General features: G+C 49.9%; 16 protein-coding genes. 5 read left to right on the top strand and 11 right to left on the bottom strand.

Annotated features, from left to right (window positions below; translation table 11 throughout):
- Nucleotides 1–18: 18 nt before the first annotated feature.
- The 5 genes from D5S11_RS10080 to D5S11_RS10060 all read right to left on the bottom strand — a co-directional run bounded on the left by D5S11_RS10080 (nucleotide 19) and on the right by D5S11_RS10060 (nucleotide 4,695).
- Nucleotides 19–1,176, bottom strand: a complete 1,158-nt coding sequence (locus tag D5S11_RS10080) for an AbrB family transcriptional regulator (protein ID WP_020953962.1) — start codon at nucleotides 1,174–1,176, stop codon at nucleotides 19–21.
- Nucleotides 1,177–1,343: 167 nt separating this feature from the next.
- Nucleotides 1,344–2,540 carry an MFS transporter gene (locus D5S11_RS10075; RefSeq protein WP_007409175.1) on the bottom strand — a complete coding sequence of 399 codons (1,197 nt, stop codon included), beginning with the start codon at nucleotides 2,538–2,540 and terminating at the stop codon, nucleotides 1,344–1,346.
- 15 nt (nucleotides 2,541–2,555) lie between these two features.
- Nucleotides 2,556–3,176 carry a TetR/AcrR family transcriptional regulator gene (locus D5S11_RS10070; RefSeq protein WP_007409174.1) on the bottom strand — a complete coding sequence of 207 codons (621 nt, stop codon included), beginning with the start codon at nucleotides 3,174–3,176 and terminating at the stop codon, nucleotides 2,556–2,558.
- A 227-nt stretch (nucleotides 3,177–3,403) separates the two neighbouring features.
- Nucleotides 3,404–3,913 (bottom strand): ferritin-like domain-containing protein, encoded by a 510-nt coding sequence (locus D5S11_RS10065; protein WP_025284528.1) that lies wholly within the window; start codon nucleotides 3,911–3,913, stop codon nucleotides 3,404–3,406.
- 68 nt (nucleotides 3,914–3,981) lie between these two features.
- Nucleotides 3,982–4,695 (bottom strand): DUF421 domain-containing protein, encoded by a 714-nt coding sequence (locus D5S11_RS10060; RefSeq protein ID WP_081111622.1) that lies wholly within the window; start codon nucleotides 4,693–4,695, stop codon nucleotides 3,982–3,984.
- A gap of 140 nt (nucleotides 4,696–4,835) precedes the next feature.
- On the opposite strand from D5S11_RS10060, the gene addB reads away from it, so the two are divergent.
- From addB to D5S11_RS10035, 5 genes are all read left to right on the top strand, one after another.
- Nucleotides 4,836–8,336: a helicase-exonuclease AddAB subunit AddB gene (gene addB, locus D5S11_RS10055; RefSeq protein WP_108725060.1), complete on the top strand. Its 3,501-nt coding sequence runs from the start codon at nucleotides 4,836–4,838 to the stop codon at nucleotides 8,334–8,336.
- On the top strand, nucleotides 8,323–12,027 hold the full coding sequence (addA, locus tag D5S11_RS10050; RefSeq protein ID WP_047936399.1) for a helicase-exonuclease AddAB subunit AddA: 3,705 nt from the start codon (nucleotides 8,323–8,325) through the stop codon (nucleotides 12,025–12,027). Before addB ends, addA begins: the two co-directional genes overlap by 14 nt.
- Nucleotides 12,028–12,091: 64 nt before the next feature.
- Nucleotides 12,092–13,264, top strand: coding sequence for an exonuclease subunit SbcD (gene sbcD, locus D5S11_RS10045; RefSeq protein ID WP_015239541.1), 1,173 nt, complete (start codon nucleotides 12,092–12,094; stop codon nucleotides 13,262–13,264).
- Nucleotides 13,261–16,653 carry an exonuclease subunit SbcC gene (gene sbcC, locus D5S11_RS10040; protein WP_108725059.1) on the top strand — a complete coding sequence of 1,131 codons (3,393 nt, stop codon included), beginning with the start codon at nucleotides 13,261–13,263 and terminating at the stop codon, nucleotides 16,651–16,653. The genes sbcD and sbcC overlap by 4 nt, the downstream gene beginning before the upstream one ends.
- 15 nt (nucleotides 16,654–16,668) lie before the next feature.
- Nucleotides 16,669–16,962 (top strand): hypothetical protein, encoded by a 294-nt coding sequence (locus D5S11_RS10035; protein WP_007409167.1) that lies wholly within the window; start codon nucleotides 16,669–16,671, stop codon nucleotides 16,960–16,962.
- 43 nt (nucleotides 16,963–17,005) lie between these two features.
- On the opposite strand, the gene D5S11_RS10030 is transcribed toward D5S11_RS10035, so the two are convergent.
- From D5S11_RS10030 to D5S11_RS10005, 6 genes are read right to left on the bottom strand one after another with little or no spacing between them, the layout of a single operon-like run.
- Nucleotides 17,006–17,224 (bottom strand): spore germination protein, encoded by a 219-nt coding sequence (locus tag D5S11_RS10030; RefSeq protein ID WP_003155143.1) that lies wholly within the window; start codon nucleotides 17,222–17,224, stop codon nucleotides 17,006–17,008.
- Nucleotides 17,225–17,263: 39 nt separating this feature from the next.
- Nucleotides 17,264–17,659: a spore germination protein GerPE gene (locus D5S11_RS10025; protein WP_007409166.1), complete on the bottom strand. Its 396-nt coding sequence runs from the start codon at nucleotides 17,657–17,659 to the stop codon at nucleotides 17,264–17,266.
- The gene (locus tag D5S11_RS10020; protein WP_003155141.1) at nucleotides 17,659–17,835 is read right to left on the bottom strand and encodes a hypothetical protein; all 177 of its coding nucleotides are present in this window, start codon (nucleotides 17,833–17,835) and stop codon (nucleotides 17,659–17,661) included. The genes D5S11_RS10025 and D5S11_RS10020 overlap by 1 nt, the downstream gene beginning before the upstream one ends.
- On the bottom strand, nucleotides 17,832–18,449 hold the full coding sequence (gene gerPC / locus D5S11_RS10015) for a spore germination protein GerPC (protein ID WP_003155139.1): 618 nt from the start codon (nucleotides 18,447–18,449) through the stop codon (nucleotides 17,832–17,834). The genes D5S11_RS10020 and gerPC overlap by 4 nt, the downstream gene beginning before the upstream one ends.
- A 35-nt stretch (nucleotides 18,450–18,484) precedes the next feature.
- Nucleotides 18,485–18,721 carry a spore germination protein GerPB gene (locus D5S11_RS10010; RefSeq protein ID WP_007409164.1) on the bottom strand — a complete coding sequence of 79 codons (237 nt, stop codon included), beginning with the start codon at nucleotides 18,719–18,721 and terminating at the stop codon, nucleotides 18,485–18,487.
- A 12-nt stretch (nucleotides 18,722–18,733) separates the two neighbouring features.
- Entirely contained in the window at nucleotides 18,734–18,955 is a 222-nt protein-coding gene (locus D5S11_RS10005; RefSeq protein WP_003155135.1) for a spore germination protein, read from the bottom strand.
- Between the last annotated feature and the right edge of the window lie 115 nt (nucleotides 18,956–19,070).

The following is a 19,070-nucleotide window of genomic DNA, read 5'->3' as shown; positions in this document are numbered from 1 at the left end:
CGTGTTTTTTTATTCGGATCATGTTCCTCTTTCTGCCCGGCCTCTCTCGCCGTGTGCCCGTTTCAGCTGAGAAAGGTGGTGCAGCAGCCGATAGAAGGGCGGAAGCATGGCGATGACGAGAACGATCCGGATGACCTGAACCGCGACGACGAAAGTCGAGTCTTCGTGCAGGGTGATCGAAGTCGCCGCCATCTCGGCGATCCCGCCGGGAGAAAAGGCGAGAACAGATGTAATCATGGAGATGCCCGTTAATTTAGAAACCGCAATCGCGCTCAGAATCATGGCGGCGATTAATCCGACGGAAGAAATAAATCCGACGGTCAGCACTCTCGTCACGCCGGTGAACATGCTTTTGTACATTTTTGATCCGATTGTGGCGCCGAGAAAAATTTGTGACAGCTGGTTCGCTTCCGGCGGCCACCAGGCCAGCATGTCTTTGCCCGCCAAGGCGGACACGCCGATTTCCGCAGCAGCAACGCCGATCATGCTGCCGAGCAGCCAAGGGGCGGGAAATTTCAGCCGTTTTGCGCCTTTGCTTGCAAGCCAGGCAGCCAAAATAAATCCGGCCGTTAACAAGACGGGAGTAAGGCCCGGATGTAAAGCTCCTGCCGAAACGGCTCCGGCTGATGTCTGAGCCGCACCGTTTTGTTTGGTAAATAAGAAAATGACGAGAAACGGTATTGTCATGACGACCAAAAGGACGCGCGTCAGCTGAATAAGGCTTACAATCGCGGTGTTTGCGCCGACTTCCTGGGCGATACCGGGCATGGCGGATAAACCGCCCGGCGCCGTGCCTACAAAGCTTGTCATCATGTCCGTCCGGCTGAACCGAAAGAGCACATATCCGGAAACAAGCGCCATCACGATAGAGAAAATCAGCATGAAGCCTACCGGAAGCCAATGCTCCCGTAAAACCGACAGAACGGACAGGTTCAGTTTCTGGCCGAGTTCGATGCCGAGGATCATTTGTCCCGCTGCAAGCCATCTGCGGTGAATCCCTCTTCTGTCAGGCGCCATGAACAGCCAGCGGGGCCTCGTCATGGAGAGGATGCAGCCGGCGGCCAGCGTTCCGAGCATCCAGGCGATCGACATCCCTGTAAGCGAAAGAAGAAACCCCCCTGCCGCACTGATGAGAATAAACCAGATATCCGTAAGGAGATGTTTGTCTTTCTTCAATGAAAACCCTTCTTCCTGAAACATTCATATTAAATTGTTAAGCTCGTTAACCTTACTATTACTATAGTATAGATTTTGAGATAAATAAATAATGAATTATTTCTCATAATCCATTCATTTTTCTTATCGCAAACGCAAAAAAAGCTCCGGAGATGGGTGAGTGCACCCTACTCCGAAACCTCGCCCGCTTTTCCTTTCCACACAAAGGTCAATCCCAGACCGAGAAATAAAACCACACCTGCGAACAGAAACGGGAAGTGAATATTCATATCAAATAAAATACCGCCCAGAGCCGGGCCGAAAATGGTGCCCAAACTCGTGTATGTTGAGTTCATACCGGCAACAAACCCCTGCTGATTTCCTGCGATTTTCGATAAATAAGTAGTCAGTGCCGGGCGCAGTAAATCAAACGCAAGGAAAATGATGCAGGTGACAGCGAGCACGGGCAAAAATCCTGACATCACCGTAGAAACGAAAGCCAGCACAGCGCCGATGATCAGACAAAGCTGAATGACTTTTTTCTCCCCGAGGAAGTTGACAAGTCTTCCGAACGCGAGTACTTGAATGAGGACCGCCACAATGGAGCTGAACGTAATAATAATGGCGATATCCTTTGGCGTGAAGCCGAATTTATGGTTTGTAAATAAGCTGAATACCGTTTCGTACGCCGACAGTCCGAATGCCAAAACAAAAACGATGATAAAGGCGATCAAGTAGTTTGGATGAATCGACTTTTTCAAATCTTTTAAGAAGGTTGATTCTTTGACGCTTTCCAGCTGCTTTGCGCGTTCTTCTTTAGTTAACGGCTCTTTCAGCATAAAGACAGAGGAAATCACTGCGATAAATGCAATTCCCGCCGCAAAGAAAAACGGCATACGAACGCCGTGATCGGCAATAAATCCTCCTATGCCGGGCCCGATGATAAACCCTGTGCTGATGGCGGCAGATACATAGCCCATCGCCTTCGATCTTTCCTGCACCGTCGTAATATCTGCGACATACGCTGTAACAGCGGGCATGATAAAAGCGGCACTGATGCCCCCCAGCACCCTTGCGAAATATAAAATGGAGACATGTGTGCCCAATCCGAAGGTCAGTTCGGATAATGCGAACAAAAACAGTCCGGCGAGAATCATGATTTTTCTGCCGAAGCGGTCAACCCATCTCCCCGCAATGGGGGATGCAATTAATTGCGCAACGGCGAAGGCAGCGACAAGGTATCCCATTGTGCTGCCCGTCAAGTGCATCACATTCATAAACAGCGGCATAACGGGAATGATCAATCCGATGCCTAAAAACGCAATAAATATGTTGCTTAATAAGATGATGAGTACAGCCTTTTGTTCTCTGATCGGTTTTTGCATGTTGTTTCTCCTTTGTCAGCTGTCATTCTGTTTATCAGCGCTGATCGACCCGTGAATAAACACGGAGATGGCTTCTTTTTGCAATTCGATTCTTTGCTGAATGGTATCGTTTTTATATAACACATCTAAACCGTAGAAGACGGATAGCAGGATTTTTACTTTTGATTCGACATGATGAATGGACCAGCTGCCGTCTTGATTTCCCTCTTCTAAGATCTCTCTCATCACATCGTCATATTCAATATCAATTTTGTTGAGCCGCTTTACGACCTCCTCTGACGTAAACGCACTCGCATAAAACTCTTCACTTGCTCTCATAAGCGGGTAATTGATGCTCATCCGGCTGAGCAGCTCCGCAAAGCCCGTCAATTTTTCGGCAGCATCTTTCAGATCAGCTTCCATTTCCCTCCACGTCTCGATCATCACACGGTGATCCTCTTCCATGATATGAAGAAACAGAAACTCTTTTCCTTTAAAATGGTGATATAGATTGCCTTTACTGATTTCGGCCGCCTCTAAAATCTCCCGAATCGATGTTTCTGAATATCCTTTTTTTGCAAATAAGTCACGCGAAGCGGATACGAGCCTGTTCTTCGTCTTTTCGCTCTTTCCGGCACCGCCTTTTGTATTTGTCACTTCACACAGATCCTTTCCGCCAAATGAGGTTCGGCTCCTTAAAAACCGACCAGTTGGTTTATTTTATTATAAAGGGTTTTTGCTGATTATACAATGAAGAAGGTATCCATTGTTTAGAGGGAGTATAAAACGGCTCGAAAAGTAAACCCCATTCTCTCATGTTGAAAGAACGGGGTTTGTCAGCGGTCTGAAGACTCCCGGCGGGGGAGCGTGATCTGCCTGAACCGTTATTTGCCGGTATTCACCTCGGTGTAGCTTGTGTTCGGCGCGTTTGATACCGTTCCCCCTGTATGGTGGGAAGGAGAGTGGGCCATATCGTATAAAAACCAGACGGCATGACGCTGTTCGTCAAATGCCGTGCGGGCAAATAACCGCTTCGCTTCCGGATGCACCGCTCTATCGGATGCCTGCAAATAAAAATCATTCGTTTTCTGCTCATCATAAAACGCCGCCCTCAGTCCTTCTCTGTATGTGTGCGGACAATGCTCCGTCTGTTTCGGCATCAACTGTTTTCCGGTAATTGACGTATACAGTGAAGAGAAAGCGTGCAGGTGGCGCACTTCTTCCTCTCTGATATGTTCGATTCGTCTTCTGATTTCTGCGGTCGGCGCTTTTTCGGCTAATATTGAGTAGCAAATCACAGCGCTGTATTCACCGTTTATGGATTTTACCAGATCCTTGATAAGCACAGAATCGTCACTGCAGATGGCTGTATAATGAAAAAAATTCTCGTGCATTGGACTCACCCCCGGATGTTTATAGGGTATTATACGGCGGCAGCCCGTGACATGTGCGGATGTCATGTTTATTCTTGATCTAGCGGCGATGTAATATGGTCGTCGTATGTGTCGACAAAAAGCCGGCCGTTGCTTCCGCGCACAGCGTATACGACGTCTTCCGGTTTGAGGTTTCTCTTGTCCAATTCTTCTCTCAGCCATTTTTCCGATACGTGGTTTTCTTCCAGATTCTTCATCACCAGCCGGCCGTCCATAACCAGCTCAACGGCAAAGTTCTTTTCATGTCCGGCAAAGATGCCGAGATCCTTTCTTGTAACGGGCGCAAATTCCGGTTTGACCTCCACTGACATGCTGCCGTTTGTTTCAATGATGGCAGTCTGAACCTGAGAAATGTCAAATACGTCATTTACACGCAGCTGCTGGTTCAAGTAGTCGATGGTATAACGCATCGTTTTCATATTATGCTCAAGTATTTTACCGTTTTGAATGATAATGGTCGGTTTGCCTGCAAAGAAACCCCTAAGGGCCCTGTTTTTCATAGAAAGATATGCGACAAGGTAAATGATTGCCACGAAAATAATGTAGGCAATGACATTATAATGAATCGGCAGCTTTGTATTAAACGACAGATTTGCCGTGATGGCGCCGAGCGAGATGGCCGCAATGAAATCAAAAAGCGTCATCTGTGAAATGGTTTGTTTACCGAGTATCCGGGCGCCGATAAACAGAATGCTGAACGACAGAGCCGTCCGTACAATTACTTCGGGATATTCTGACATCATCATTAGTCCTTTTTTCTTTATTTTGGTCAAAAACGATATTTTTTAAAACAGTCATCCCGTTTTTACCAGCAGATGAGATTGGTCATTTTCGTCAACTTTCGATAAAATGTAGAAAGATAAAAAGAGAGGGGTCTTCTAATTTGGGTGTTGAGTTTTTAGTAGGCAGATCGGGGAGTGGGAAAACGAGGCTGATTATCGACAGCATTCAAGATGAACTGCGCCGGGAGCCGTTCGGGAAACCGATCATTTTTCTAGTCCCGGATCAAATGACGTTTTTAATGGAATATGAGCTTGCTAAAACGCCGGATATCGGCGGCATGATACGCGCTCAAGTGTTCAGTTTTTCGCGTTTGGCGTGGCGCGTGCTTCAGCATACCGGGGGCATGAACCGCCCGTTTGTGACGACGACGGGTGTGCAGATGCTTTTAAGGAAACTGATTGAAGAATATAAGCACGAGTTTAAAGTGTATCAAAAAGCGAGTGACAAAACCGGGTTCACTGAGCAGGTGGAACGGATGCTGACAGAGTTTAAGCGGTACTGTATTGAGCCTGAAGACGTCCGACGCATGGCGGAAAGCGGAACGGCGTCAGAATATCGCGGAGAGCGGATGCTGTCTGAAAAACTTCATGATTTAGGCATTTTATATCAGCAGATGGAAAGAAGCCTCGCCGGACACTATTTGCATTCAGAGGATTATTTGACGCTGCTCGCTCAGCAGATTCCTTTGGCGGACGTTGTAAAAGGCGCCCGTGTTTACGTCGACGGATTCTATCAATTTACGCCGCAGGAATTAAGGGTGCTGGAGCAGCTGATCATGCATGCTGAACATGTCACATTCTCGCTGACGGCGGACAGCCCTTCGGCGGAACAGGCACCTGATGAGCTCGATCTGTTCAGAATGACGGGAAGCACATACTATAAGCTTTATCAGACGGCAAAGGAATTGAATGCCGATATTTCCTGCAAGGAACTGCATGGCACGAAGCGGCATCAGCATGCGCCGGAGCTTGCCTGTATAGAGTCGCAGTACGATGTGCGTCCCGCCGCGGCGTATACCGGCGGACAGGAAGCTTTTACCGTCATGCAGGCGCAAAACAGAAGAGCTGAGCTTGAAGGTATTGCCCGGGAAATTCAATCACTTGTCCGGGACGGAGGATACCGGTACAAAGATATGGCGATTCTCATCCGTCAGCCGGAAGATTATAAAGATTTGCTGAAGGAAGTGTTTGCCGATTACGGGCTTCCTTATTTTATTGACGGAAAAGCTTCTATGCAGCATCACCCGCTTATTGAATTCATCCGTTCAAGCCTGGATGTCGTGAAGGGGAACTGGAGATATGAAGCGGTGTTCCGCTGTGCGAAAACCGAACTGTTATTCCCGCTTGATCAGCCGGAGCAGAAAATAAGAGAGCAGGTTGATCAGCTTGAAAATTACTGTATCGCCTACGGCATTAAAGGGGAGCGCTGGACGAACGGCGAGCGGTTTGTATACAGGCGCTTCGTATCGCTCGATGAGGATTTCGCGCAGACGGATCAGGAAATAGAGATGGAACACATGCTGAATGAGACGAGAGAGTGGATAGCTGCACCCCTTGTCCGGCTTCAGAACCGGATGAAAAAAGCGAAAACGGTTCAAAGCATGGCGGAGGCTCTTTATCTCTTTTTGGAAGATACCGATGTTCCCCTGAAGCTGGACCGGAAAAGGCAGCGGGCCGAAGAGGCCGGAAACATGATCGAAGCGCAGCAGCACGGCCAGGCGTGGGATGCCGTTATCCAGCTTCTCGAGGAGTTTACCGGCATGATGGGTGAAGATGAAATATCTTTGGCGCTGTTCCAGCAAATGCTTGAAACGGGAACGGAATCGCTTCATTTTTCTTTAATTCCTCCCGCGCTTGACCAAGTATTTGTAGGGAATATGGATCTCTCAAGAATGTACGGCACGTCCTGCACATTCGTCATCGGTGCCAATGACGGCGTTCTTCCGGCGCGCCCGGATGAAAACGGCGTGCTGTCTGATGATGACAGGGAGTGGCTGAAAGCAGTCGGAGTGGAGCTGTCTTCCGCGGGGCGTGAGCGGCTGCTTGATGAGCATTTTCTCATCTATATGGCGCTGTCGAGTCCGTCTGACCGTCTTTATGTGTCATACCCGATTGCCGATGCGGAAGGAAAAACGCTCCTGCCGTCAATCGTTGTAAACAGGCTTGGCGAGCTGTTTCCCGATCATCAGGAAAAGCTGTCAGCGGCTGATCCCGACCAGGTAAGCGAAGAAGAGCAGCTTCAGTATCTCGTCAATAAACAGGTGGCTCAGACATATACGGCAAGTCAGCTCAGGCTGTGGACAAGAGAGTACGAGATCAGTGACGTATGGTGGAGCGCATACAATGTGCTGATGAAAGAGCCTGATCACCGGCGTGCGAAAAAGCTGTTTTCAAGCTTGTTTTTCCGCAATGAGGCGAAGCGTCTAGAACGGCCTGTTTCGCGCCAGCTTTACGGCGAGCATATTAAAGGAAGCGTCTCCCGGATGGAGGCGTTTAATGCCTGCCAGTTCTCTCATTTTGCATCTCACGGGCTTCAATTAAAAGAGCGGCAGTTTTTCAAGCTGGACGCGCCGGATATCGGCCAGCTGTTTCACTCCAGCCTGAAGCTGATTTCAGACCGGCTTCGTGAGCAGAAGCTGGAATGGCGCGATCTGACGAAAGATCAGTGCCGGAATTTCTCCTATGAAGCGGTGGAACGGCTTGCGCCAAAGCTGCAAAAAGAGATTCTGCTCAGCTCAAACAGACACTTTTATGTGAAGGAAAAACTGCAGAAGATCGTCACGCGTGTTTCAGGCATATTAAGCGAGCATGCGAGGGCGAGCGGTTTCGTCCCGGTCGGTCTTGAACTCGGTTTCGGCGGAAGCGGGCCGCTGCCTCCGCTCACTTTCACGCTGAAAAACGGCTGTACGATGGAACTCGTCGGACGGATCGACCGCGTGGATAAAGCGGAAAGTTCAAAAGGCCTGCTGCTGAGAATCGTTGATTATAAATCAAGCGACAGGGGGCTTGATCTGGCTGAGGTGTATTACGGGCTCGCTCTGCAAATGCTCACATATCTTGACTTATCGATTACACATTCCGAAGATTGGCTCGGTATGAAAGCGACCCCGGCAGGCGTTTTGTATTTCCATATTCATGATCCGATGATTCAGGCCAGTCTGCCGATGGGGCTTGATGAAATCGAGCAGGAAATTTTTAAGAAATTTAAAATGAAAGGCCTTCTCCTCGGTGACCGGGAGGCGATCAGCCTGATGGACACGACTTTGGAGGAAGGGCGTTCAAATATCGTCAATGCCGGTTTGAAAAAGGACGGTTCTTTAAGATCCGACTCAGCCGCGGTCAGCGAACGGGATTTTCATCTGCTGACAGACCATGTGCGGCGGACATTTGAACAGGCGGGCGAAGCGATAACGGACGGGCTTGTGTCCATTACCCCGTATAAGCTGAAAGATAAGACGCCTTGTACGTACTGTGCGTTTCAATCGGTGTGCCAGTTTGATGAGTCGCTTAAGGAAAATGAATACCGCAGCCTGAAAGCGGAAAAAGACGGCACCATACTGGATTGGCTGAAGAAGGAGGCGGATGATGATGCAAATTCCTAAACCGAAAGACAGCATATGGACGGATGACCAATGGAGCGCCATCGTTTCTTCCGGCCGCGATATTCTGGTCGCTGCCGCAGCCGGATCAGGTAAAACGGCCGTGCTCGTGGAACGGATGATCAGAAAGATAACCGCGGAAGAAGATCCGATTGATGTTGACAGGCTCCTTGTGGTGACCTTTACAAACGCCTCAGCAGCGGAGATGAAGCATCGGATCGCGGAAGCATTAGAAAAAGAGCTCGCCAAAAATCCGGGATCTCTGCATATCAGACGGCAGCTCTCTCTCTTAAATCGGGCGAGCATTTCGACGCTTCACTCTTTCTGTCTGCAAGTGCTTAAAAAATATTATTATATGATTGATCTTGACCCCGGTTTTCGGATGGCTGACCAGACGGAAGGCGAATTGCTCGGAGACGAAGTGCTTGATGAGCTGTTTGAAGATGAATACGCAAAAGGGAATCAGGCGTTTTTTGAGCTTGCGGACAGATATACGACAGACAGGCATGATCTGGATCTTCAAGACCTTGTCAAACGGGTGTACGAGTATTCCCGGTCGCATCCTGACCCGGAAGTATGGCTGCAAAGCTTTGTCCGCCTGTATGACGTGACGGAAGAAAGCAAAATGGAAGAGCTTCCGTTTTACCAGTATGTGAAAGAAGATGCTGAAATGGCGCTCTTCGGGGCAAAACAAAAGCTTGAGAAGGCGCTTGAACTGACAAAAGCGCCCGGCGGGCCGGCCCCGCGCGCTGATAATTTTCTGGATGACCTTCAGCAGATAGAAGAGCTGATCAGCTGCCGGCATGACTTCGATGCGCTGTATGAACGGGTTCCCGCAGTCTCATTTAAGCGGGCGAAGGCGGTAAAGGGTGATGAATTTGACAAAGCGCTTTTGGACGAAGCGACCGATTTGCGAAACGGCGCGAAGAAACTGATCGAAAAGGTAAAGACCGATTATTTTACAAGAAGTCCGCAAGATCACTTAAAGAGTTTAGCAGATATGAAGCCTGTCATCGAAACGCTCGTTCAGCTCGTGATATCGTACGGAAAACGATTTGAAGCGGCGAAACAAGAAAAATCAATTATTGATTTCTCAGATTTGGAACATTACTGCCTGGCGATTTTAACTGCGGTTGATGAAGAAGGCCGGCGGGTGCCGAGCGAAGCGGCCGTTTATTATCAAGACCAGTTTCATGAAGTTCTGGTTGATGAATATCAAGATACCAATCTTGTGCAGGAATCGATCCTGCAGCTTGTTAAAAGCGGGAATGAAGAGGCGGGAAATCTGTTTATGGTAGGCGACGTCAAACAATCGATCTACCGTTTCAGACTTGCTGAGCCGCTGCTGTTTCTCGGGAAATATAAAAGGTTTACAGAAAGCGGGGCAGGCGCGGGGCAGAAAATTGACCTGAACCAAAATTTCCGCAGCCGCTCCGATATTTTGGACAGTACGAATTTCTTGTTTAAGCAGCTGATGGGCGGAAAAATCGGCGAAGTGGACTACGATGAACAGGCGGCATTGAAGCTCGGCGCATCGTATCCGCCGAATGACGCGGCAAAAACGGAACTGCTGCTCATTGACAGCGCTGATGGCGCAGACAGCTCCGAGGATGCCGAAGACTTTGAAACCGTGCACTGGGAAGCGAAAGCGATAGCCGGGGAGATCCGAAAGCTTGTCTCATCTCCGTTTAAGGTATATGACGGCAAAACAAAAACACACCGGAATATCCAGTACCGGGATATCGTAATTTTGCTGCGCTCCATGCCGTGGGCGCCGCAATTAATGGAAGAGCTGAAAAACCAGGGCATTCCGGTGTACGCCAATTTGACGTCGGGTTACTTTGAAGCCGTGGAGGTGGCTGCGGCGCTTTCAGTCTTGAAGGTGATTGATAATCCGTATCAGGATATTCCGCTTGCTTCCGTGCTGCGCTCGCCCATCGTCGGATGTGACGAAAATGAACTTGCGCTGATACGCCTTGAAAAGAAAAAAGCGCCGTTTTATGAAGCGCTGAAAGCATATATAGCGAACGCTGACAGACATGATGAACTGTATCAAAAACTGAGAACCTTTTATGACAGTCTGCAAAAGTGGCGGTCATTTTCGACGAATCATTCGGTGTCTGAGCTGATTTGGGAAGTATACCGCGATACCGGATATTTTGACTATGCAGGCGGCATGCCCGGCGGAAAGCAGCGCCAGGCCAATCTGCGCGTCTTGTATGACCGGGCGCGCTCGTACGAAGCGACGGCGTTCCGCGGGTTATTCCGCTTTTTGCGGTTCATTGAACGGATGCAGGAGCGCGGCGATGATCTGGGGACGGCCCGGGCGCTCAGCGAGCAGGAGGATGTCGTTCGGCTGATGACGATCCACAGCAGCAAAGGACTTGAATTCCCCGTCGTTTTCACCGCCGGACTCGGCAGAAGTTTTAATATGATGGATCTCAACAAATCATACCTGCTTGATAAAGAGCTCGGTTTCGGCACGAAGTATATCCATCCGGAACTCAGAATCAGCTATCCGACTCTTCCGCTTGTGGCGATGAAGAAAAAGATGCGCAGAGAGCTCTTATCCGAAGAATTGCGCGTATTGTATGTGGCGCTGACCAGAGCGAAGGAAAAGCTGTTTCTCGTCGGTTCCTGCAAAAACCGGGAAAAACAGCTGGCCAAATGGCAGGCGCAAGCAGACCGGGCCGATTGGCTTCTTTCTGAATTCGACCGCTATCAGGCGTCATCTTATTTGGACTTTATCGGGCCGGCGCTCATCCGCCACCGTGACATGGAGGCGCACAGGACGCCGGGACTTTCCTCATCTGAGGATATCGCGCGCGACCCGTCGCGTTTTCATATCCGGATGCTGCAGCAAAGTGAATTGCTGGAAGAGAATCCAAAAGAACGTGCTGAAGAAAAGAGCAAACGTCTCAAAGCGATTCAGCAGGGCGAGCCGATTCCTGATTCGTTTTCATTTGATGATCAGGCGCGCCGTCTGCTTGAATGGGAATATCCGTACCGAGAGCTGACGGCTATCAGAACGAAGCAGTCAGTTTCTGAGCTGAAGAGAAAGCAAGAATACGAGGATGAATACAGCGGCCGCTCTCTCATCAAACCGTCAGGAGACACGCTTTTATACAGGCGTCCCGGTTTTATGATGAAAAAAGGGCTGACAGCCGCCGAAAAAGGGACGGCGATGCATACGGTGATGCAGCACATACCGCTGACGCACGTTCCGACTGCCGAAGAAGCGGAGCGGACGGTCCGGATGCTTTACGAAAAAGAGCTGCTGACAGAAGAACAGCAGGAAGCTATTGATATAGAAGAAATTGTCCAGTTTTTCGGAACTGAAATCGGGAAAGACCTTCTCGGGGCGCTGCGGATTGACCGGGAAGTGCCGTTCAGTATGGCGCTTCCGGCCGGCGAGGTGTACAAGGATGCCGAAACGGCCGGTGAACCGCTGCTCGTGCAGGGGATTATTGACTGCCTCTATGAAACTGCGGACGGTCTCTATTTGCTGGACTATAAAACTGATCGGATAGAGGGGAAATTCCGGAACGGATTTGAAGGCGCGGCTCCGATTCTGCAAAAAAGGTATGAAACACAAATCGAATTGTATACAAAAGCGGTTGAACAAATTACAAAAACGAAAGTGAAAGGGCGTGCGCTCTATTTCTTCGATGGAGGTCACGTTCTTACACTGTAACAAGATCCGAAGCTCCTTTTTGGAGCGGATCTTTTTTTCTATCAAAAAGTGAGGTGAATGCGGTATGCGCATTTTACATACAGCTGACTGGCACCTCGGCAAAACGCTGGAAGGCAGAAGCCGGCTGAGCGAGCAGGCCGAGGTATTGGAAGAGCTGAATACCATTGTCAAGGAAGAAAATATTGATGCGGTCATTATGGCGGGGGATGTATTTGATACGGTCAACCCGCCTGCGCTCGCTGAACAATTGTATTACGAAAGTCTTTCCGCGCTTTCTGACGGCGGAAAGCGCCCGGTTGTCGTCATTGCCGGAAACCATGACAATCCCGACAGGCTGGCGGCGGCTTCTCCGTTAACAAATGAGCGCGGCATTCATTTAATCGGCTATCCGCGGACAGAACCCGTGCATATTGAGGTGCCGTCGGCGGACGAGCTGTTAGCCGTAGCCGCGCTGGCATATCCGTCAGAGGCGAGATTAAACGAAGTGCTTTCTGATACGTTTGAGGAAAAGCTTCTTCGCGATCATTACGATGTCAAAATCAGAGAGGCGTTTACTCACATGTGCGGACTGTGCCGGGACGATGCCGTGAAAATCGCGGCGAGCCACATTTATGTCGCGGGGGGAAATCAGACCGATTCAGAGCGTCCGATTGAAGTCGGGGGAGCTTACACGGTCGCCGCTGACAGCCTGCCGGCTGATGCGGCTTACGTGGCTCTCGGCCATCTCCACCGTCCGCAAACGATCAAGCGCGCCAAGACGGCTGCCCGTTATTCAGGCTCTCCGCTCGCATACAGCTTTTCAGAAGCCGGTTATGCCAAATCGGTGACGGTGGTAGAAGCGAAGCCCGGCGGAGAAGCGAAGTGGGAAGAGATTTTCCTGTCTTCCGGTAAACCGCTCGTCAAATGGAAAGCGCAGGGGCTGAGCGAGGTTCACGGCTGGCTCGATGAAGGGCGTGACCGGAATGCCTGGATCGATCTTGATATCCATTTGACGGATCAGCTTTCTCTCGAGGAAATTCATCGGCTGAGAAAGGCGCATCCCGGCTTTATCCATATCAGGCCGGTTTTTGAAGAAAAAGAGACCGGCAATGACCGGATTGAAGTGAAACACACATCAATTGAGGATCGATTTAAGAAGTTTTATGAAAAACAAACGGGCGGCGGCGTGCCGGATGAGGAGATGGTCAAGCTGTTTTTAGAGCTTGCGTCAGCAGATGATGAGGAGGATGCGACATGAAGCCGATTCTGTTAACGATAAAAGGGCTCCACAGCTTCAGGGAGGAACAGACCATTGATTTTGCCGGACTGTCAGGAGCCGGGGTGTTCGGGATTTTCGGGCCGACCGGAAGCGGAAAATCGTCGATCCTTGATGCCATGACACTCGCTTTATACGGAAAAGTGGAGCGCGCCGCAAATAATACGCACGGCATCCTGAATCATGCCGAAGAGCAGCTCGCCGTCTCATTTACATTCGCGCTTCAATCCGGTCACCGGGTTTCCTACAAGGTCGAGCGCGTTTTTAAGAGAACGGATGAAACGAAAGTAAAAACCGCCCTCTGCCGCCTGATTGAAATCAAAGACGAACAAACGGTGCTGGCCGATAAAGCGAATGAAGTGAACAAAAAGGTGGAAGAGCTTCTTGGCCTGACCATTGACGACTTTACAAGAGCCGTCGTGCTGCCGCAAGGAAAGTTTGCCGAGTTTCTGTCACTTAAAGGCGCGGAAAGAAGACATATGCTCCAGCGCCTGTTTAATCTGGAACAGTACGGGGACAGGCTTGTCAAAAAATTGCGGCGGCGGGCGCAGGAAGCGGCAGCGAAAAAAAATGAAATGCTGGCCGAACAATCCGGCCTCGGAGACGCAGGAGAAGATGCGCTGAAGCAGGCTGAACAGCAGTTTCACGAAGCGAACGAACGGCTTGAAGAAGCTGAGAAGAAACGGGTCCGGGCAAAAGAGCGCTTTGAGAATCACCAGGAAATTTGGAACCTGCAGACAGAAAGAGATGAATATGAGCGCCGGGAGAAAAAGCTTGAGGAAAGACGCCCGTACATCACGGATTTGACTGAGCGTCTTAAAGAGGCGGAAACAGCTCTCGCCCTTGAGCCGTACGCAGACCGTTACACAGAAGCCGTCCGCCGGAAGCAGCGCGCCGAACAGGAACACGAACTGGCCAAACGGAAATCAGAGGCGGAAACCGTTTCATTTACCCGGCAAAATGAAGCCTATGAAGCATGGCGGGCCCATAAGGCCGAACAGGAGCCGAAGCTTGTCAAGGAAGAAGAGCTGTATCAAAGACTTTCAGCCATTGAACAAAAACTGCTTGAAGCGAAAAAAGAAGCGGAAAAAACAAATGCGGAACACAGCAAAAAAGAGGAAGAATACGAAGCCGCCTCGAAACAGCTGGCCGGAGTGAAAGACCGCCTGACCCGCGGCCAAAACAGGCAGAATGAGCTGAAAGAAGAGCTGAAAGCAGTTCAAGTGACCGCCGATGAACGGAAAAAATGCCAGACCGCAGCACAGCTGGCGGCAGGCTTTCAGCAGACACAGGAACAAATCACGAAAGAGCGGGCCAATCTGACAACGCAGCTGAAAAACGTGGAGAAGCTGAACGGAGAAAGCGAGTCGCTCACAGCGAAAGCGAAAACGGAAGAGGAAGACATTACGCACGCTTATCAAACGCTTCAAACCGTTTACCATATGGTCTGTGAAACGGAACGTTCACTGAAAGCCGCAGCCGAACGGGCTGACAAAACGCAAGCCGATCTCCGCAGGCGCTCAGAGGAAGCGAGAACGGCTGCATTAACAAAAGAATTATCGGAAAAACTAATCGAAGGAAAGCCTTGTCCTGTATGCGGCTCGACGCAGCATGACCGCCCGCGTTCCGCTCATGAAACATTCTCGCCTGATACGGCTGTACAGGAACAGCTGCAGCAGGTTGAAGCGCTGCTTTCTGAGGCGGCGGCTCTTTCTCAGGAGGTGCTGACAGCCAAGGTTGCATTAGAAGAACAGTCGGGGCGTTTTACCGAAGAATGTCCGTTTCTGCAAAGCGCCCGGGTTCCGGAGCTGGAAGCCGCTTCCTCCATCAGCGGACGCCCGCTTGATGAAGCGTTCAGCGCCGTCCGCTTGGAGTGGAAACAAATGAAACAGGATATGCTGTCGGTAAAAGAGAAGGTCACAAGACTGATCAGCGCGCATCAGCAGACGGTGAAACAAGCTGAGCAGCTTGCCGAACGAATCCGCTACGAGGAAAAAGAAGCCGGCCGTCTCAGACATTCATTAGAAGAGCTTGAATCGCTGTCAGAAAGCCGATTGAATCAGTACAATGAAGTCTGCGGTGATATTCCGCCAAACCGGATTGACGCCTGGCAGGCTTCGATAGATGAGAAGGACAGGCAGGCAGAAGAATGTGAGAAGCGCATTGAAACAAGCATCGCATTCCTCAAGGAACATGAAGAGGAGAAAGAACACCTGCAGGAGATGAAGCATCGGCTTGAACGGGAACGGCTCGAGCTTCACTATGCGTCTGAGCGCCTGCAGCAGGTGATTGACGGATATGAACAAGAGCTCGGAACAGCAGCCGAAGAAACATCAATTTCCGCAAAGCTTGAAGCGGTGCGGCAGGAATTACAGCTGTTAAAATCCAAAGAACAGTCCCTATTCGACGCGCTGAAGCAGGCGCAGCAATCACTGAATGACGCAAAAGGCCGGGAATCCGGGAGTCTCATGTCACTCAGGGATGCTGAGACCTCCCTTGAGAAAGCGCAAAACGACTGGCGCGTGAGGTCAAAAGACACCGGGTTTGCCGACCCGGACCAAGTCAAAAAAAGTCTGCTTCCGCAAGGGCGTGCAGAGGAAATGAAAAAAGAAATAGATGAGTTCTTGGACACCTCAAAACAGCTATCGGCAAATATCAGCCGTGTTACTGATAAATTAGCCGAGCGCCGGATATCGGAGGAAGAATGGACAGCATCCGTTTCTCTGCTGAAGCAGGCAGAGGCTGAGTCAGGCGCCGCCATGGAGGAAAAAGGAGCACAGGCAAAAGCCTTCGCGGTTATGCAAAAACAGCATAAGCGCTTTAAAGAGATTGAAGCCGAACTGAAAAGCTGGCAGACACAGATTGACAGGCTTGATAAGCTCCAGTCTGTATGTAAAGGCAATACATTCGTCGAATTTTTAGCGGAAGAACAGCTGGAAAGCGTGGCTCGAGACGCCTCTGCCCGTCTCGGAGCTTTGACAAGGCAGCGGTATGCCATATTAGTCGATTCAGAAGGCGGTTTCGTCATGCGTGATGACGCGAACGGAGGCGTCAAACGGCCCGTATCAAGCCTTTCCGGCGGAGAGACGTTTCTGACATCGCTGTCGCTTGCGCTTGCCTTGTCCGCCCAGATTCAGCTGCGGGGGCAATACCCGCTGCAATTCTTTTTCTTAGATGAAGGATTTGGGACTCTTGACCAAGGGCTCTTAGACACCGTTGTCACAGCGCTCGAAAAGCTGCAATCGGACAACTTATCCGTCGGAGTGATCAGCCATGTGCAGGAGCTGAGAGCGCGTCTGCCGAAAAAATTAATCGTTCATCCGTCCGAACCGGGCGGGAAAGGCACCCGGGTCACCTTGGAGATCATGTAGAAAGGAGAAGGAATCATGGCCGATTCTGCCGAGGGCACATGTGAATTATGCGGCCGCCATCATGTGCGGCTGACGGAGCACCACTTAACGCCTAAGGAAGAAGGCGGGACATTCCTTCCGACCGCAATGCTCTGCATCCCTTGTCATAAACAGGTTCACGCGCTCTATACGAATCAGGAGCTTGCGGCAAGGCTCACGGGAATAGAAGAGCTGCGTCGTGACCCGAAACTCGCGCGGTTTGTGAAATGGATCAGAAAACAGCCGCCGGAAAAGCTTGTAAAAACAAAAAAAGCAAATGAACGAAAATAACGCTGAAACAAAAGCAGCCCTCTTCTGAAAGAGCGGCTGCTTTTTAGGCGTTTCCGACCACATTTTGATCGCTGACATCGGGGTCTATATAGTTTGTCGCATTGACAACGTTGTTTAATAACAGGAAATCTCCGGTATTGCCTGCTCCCGAACCGAGCGCAGATTTAGAAGAGCTTTTTGGAGAAAGGTAAAAGGAATCACCAAAGTTTACGACTCCGCCCGATATGGAATTGATAGCTATAGGTCCGGTAATTGCTGGCATAAACGACACCCTTTATAGAAGTCTCATCGTCATTATATGTCAGGGCTGCTGTGATTGTGAGCTTGGCGTGAAGATCTGCCTAATATGTTTCAGCCGCGAATCTCCCAGAACGATCGACGTCGATCCGATTTGAACCACGGACGCTGACGATACCCCTTGAACTTTCACATTCCTTACCCGAATTGAAGGGTTTTCATGGCAGAATGCGCTTTGGACTCCCGTTTCCGGTAACGGCATGACGGCCGGCTGCCGAAAAATCTGGTATTCTTTTTTGTTAAATGAGCCTTCATCATCTCTGTATACAGCAAGACTACGCTGATCGGCCAATACTTTGATCCGCATATTGATTTCATTCGTATCGCCTGCTTGAAAAACACTCGCAATCCCGACTGAATTGATTTTGGCGTTCCGGAGGCGTGAAATGCGCTTTAACATTATTCCGGCGCCAGCGGCACATAAGGCCCGATAATAAGAGATTCCGGAGGCGTGTCAAAGATGGAAGACAGATAGACGGAATCGGTGTCGCCGATTAATAATAAGGAAGAACTGGACACACCGGTAGACCGGATGTCGCCGACTTCAATATTCCGGTTAATCACTGTAAAAATCATGACGGATCATCACCTTTCATTTCACCAGGTATGTGCTTAATAAAGTGCTCGACGGCCCTGACAATATCACGCTTCACATGTTCGGCAATCTGCTCGGCATATTGCGCGGGCGCCGTATTTTCTTCTTTCGGGACATGGGACAGATAATACTGAATCCGGCTGTCCATCTGCTTTCTGATATCTTCAATAATATGATATTTGTTCGTTTCGTCCAGCCTGCTCTCATACTGAGTTTCGAGCTGTTCTAAAAGCGCGGGGATTTCTTCATTCAGGTACATATCGACGTTTTGGCGGATTTGCTGCATTTGCTGGCCCGCCTGTTCCTGCTGCATCATTCCGACCTGCGGAGATGTCTGGCCGACTTCGAAGTTTTGCACGGCATTCGGATCAGTCGGATTCAATCCGATATTCAGCGTTCCTTCCAGCCGTTCAATTTTCAGCTGATCAAATTTATACTCGAGCCGATCGATTCTTGTAGAAGGCTGCTGCTTCAGCGTTGAAATTTCATTTTGGAATTCTTTCAGCTGCCGTTCGAGCTCCTGAATCTGCTGCGCCTGCTGCTGGACGAAAGAATTTAAATTCTGCAGGTAGGATGAAACGGATTGATCATACATGACATTCACCTCGCGTCTCGTTTCCTTCATTAAAACTACCGGCTTGGCGGCTGGAGCGGTACAAATGATGAGGTGCCGGGACCTCCCCCTGTTGTTACAGTCTGCTGCCCCGCGGTGACAGGCGGCGCCGGCTCAACATAACTCCCTGTGTTGTACAGATTGGAAAGAGATTTAATTGAACCGGCGCTTCCGATTTGCAGTATGGAGGAATTGCTGACAGATTCTACACGCATGTAATTGATATGGATCGACTGATTGACGTAAAAATTCATACGGCGCCTCCTTTATGCGTTTCCTGCCATCGGCTGATCGATTACATCATTATCGTACACATTCGTTGAATTCCTGTAATTCGTCAGTGTGAGATTGTCTCCGGTATTGAAGCTGCCCGCTCCGGCAAATGTCTTAACCTCTGCTTTTGGAGAAATGGTGATGCAGTCGCCTATATGAACGACTCCGCTCGTACCGACGGCATTAATTTTAAACGCTCCGACAATTGCGGGCATACGAGCACATCCTTTTCGTGAAGATTTTCATGACTGCACTCCAGGAGCTTATCTGGGCTGCCTGCCTAAAATAGCTTATGACAAATGCACATTTTTGTGAGCGGAAAAAACTTTA

Origin of the sequence: Bacillus sp. L75 (assembly GCF_003676355.1) — a bacterium.
GTDB classification, from domain to species: Bacteria; Bacillota; Bacilli; order Bacillales; family Bacillaceae; genus Bacillus; species Bacillus velezensis.
This window is presented reverse-complemented; position numbering and strand designations above follow the sequence as displayed.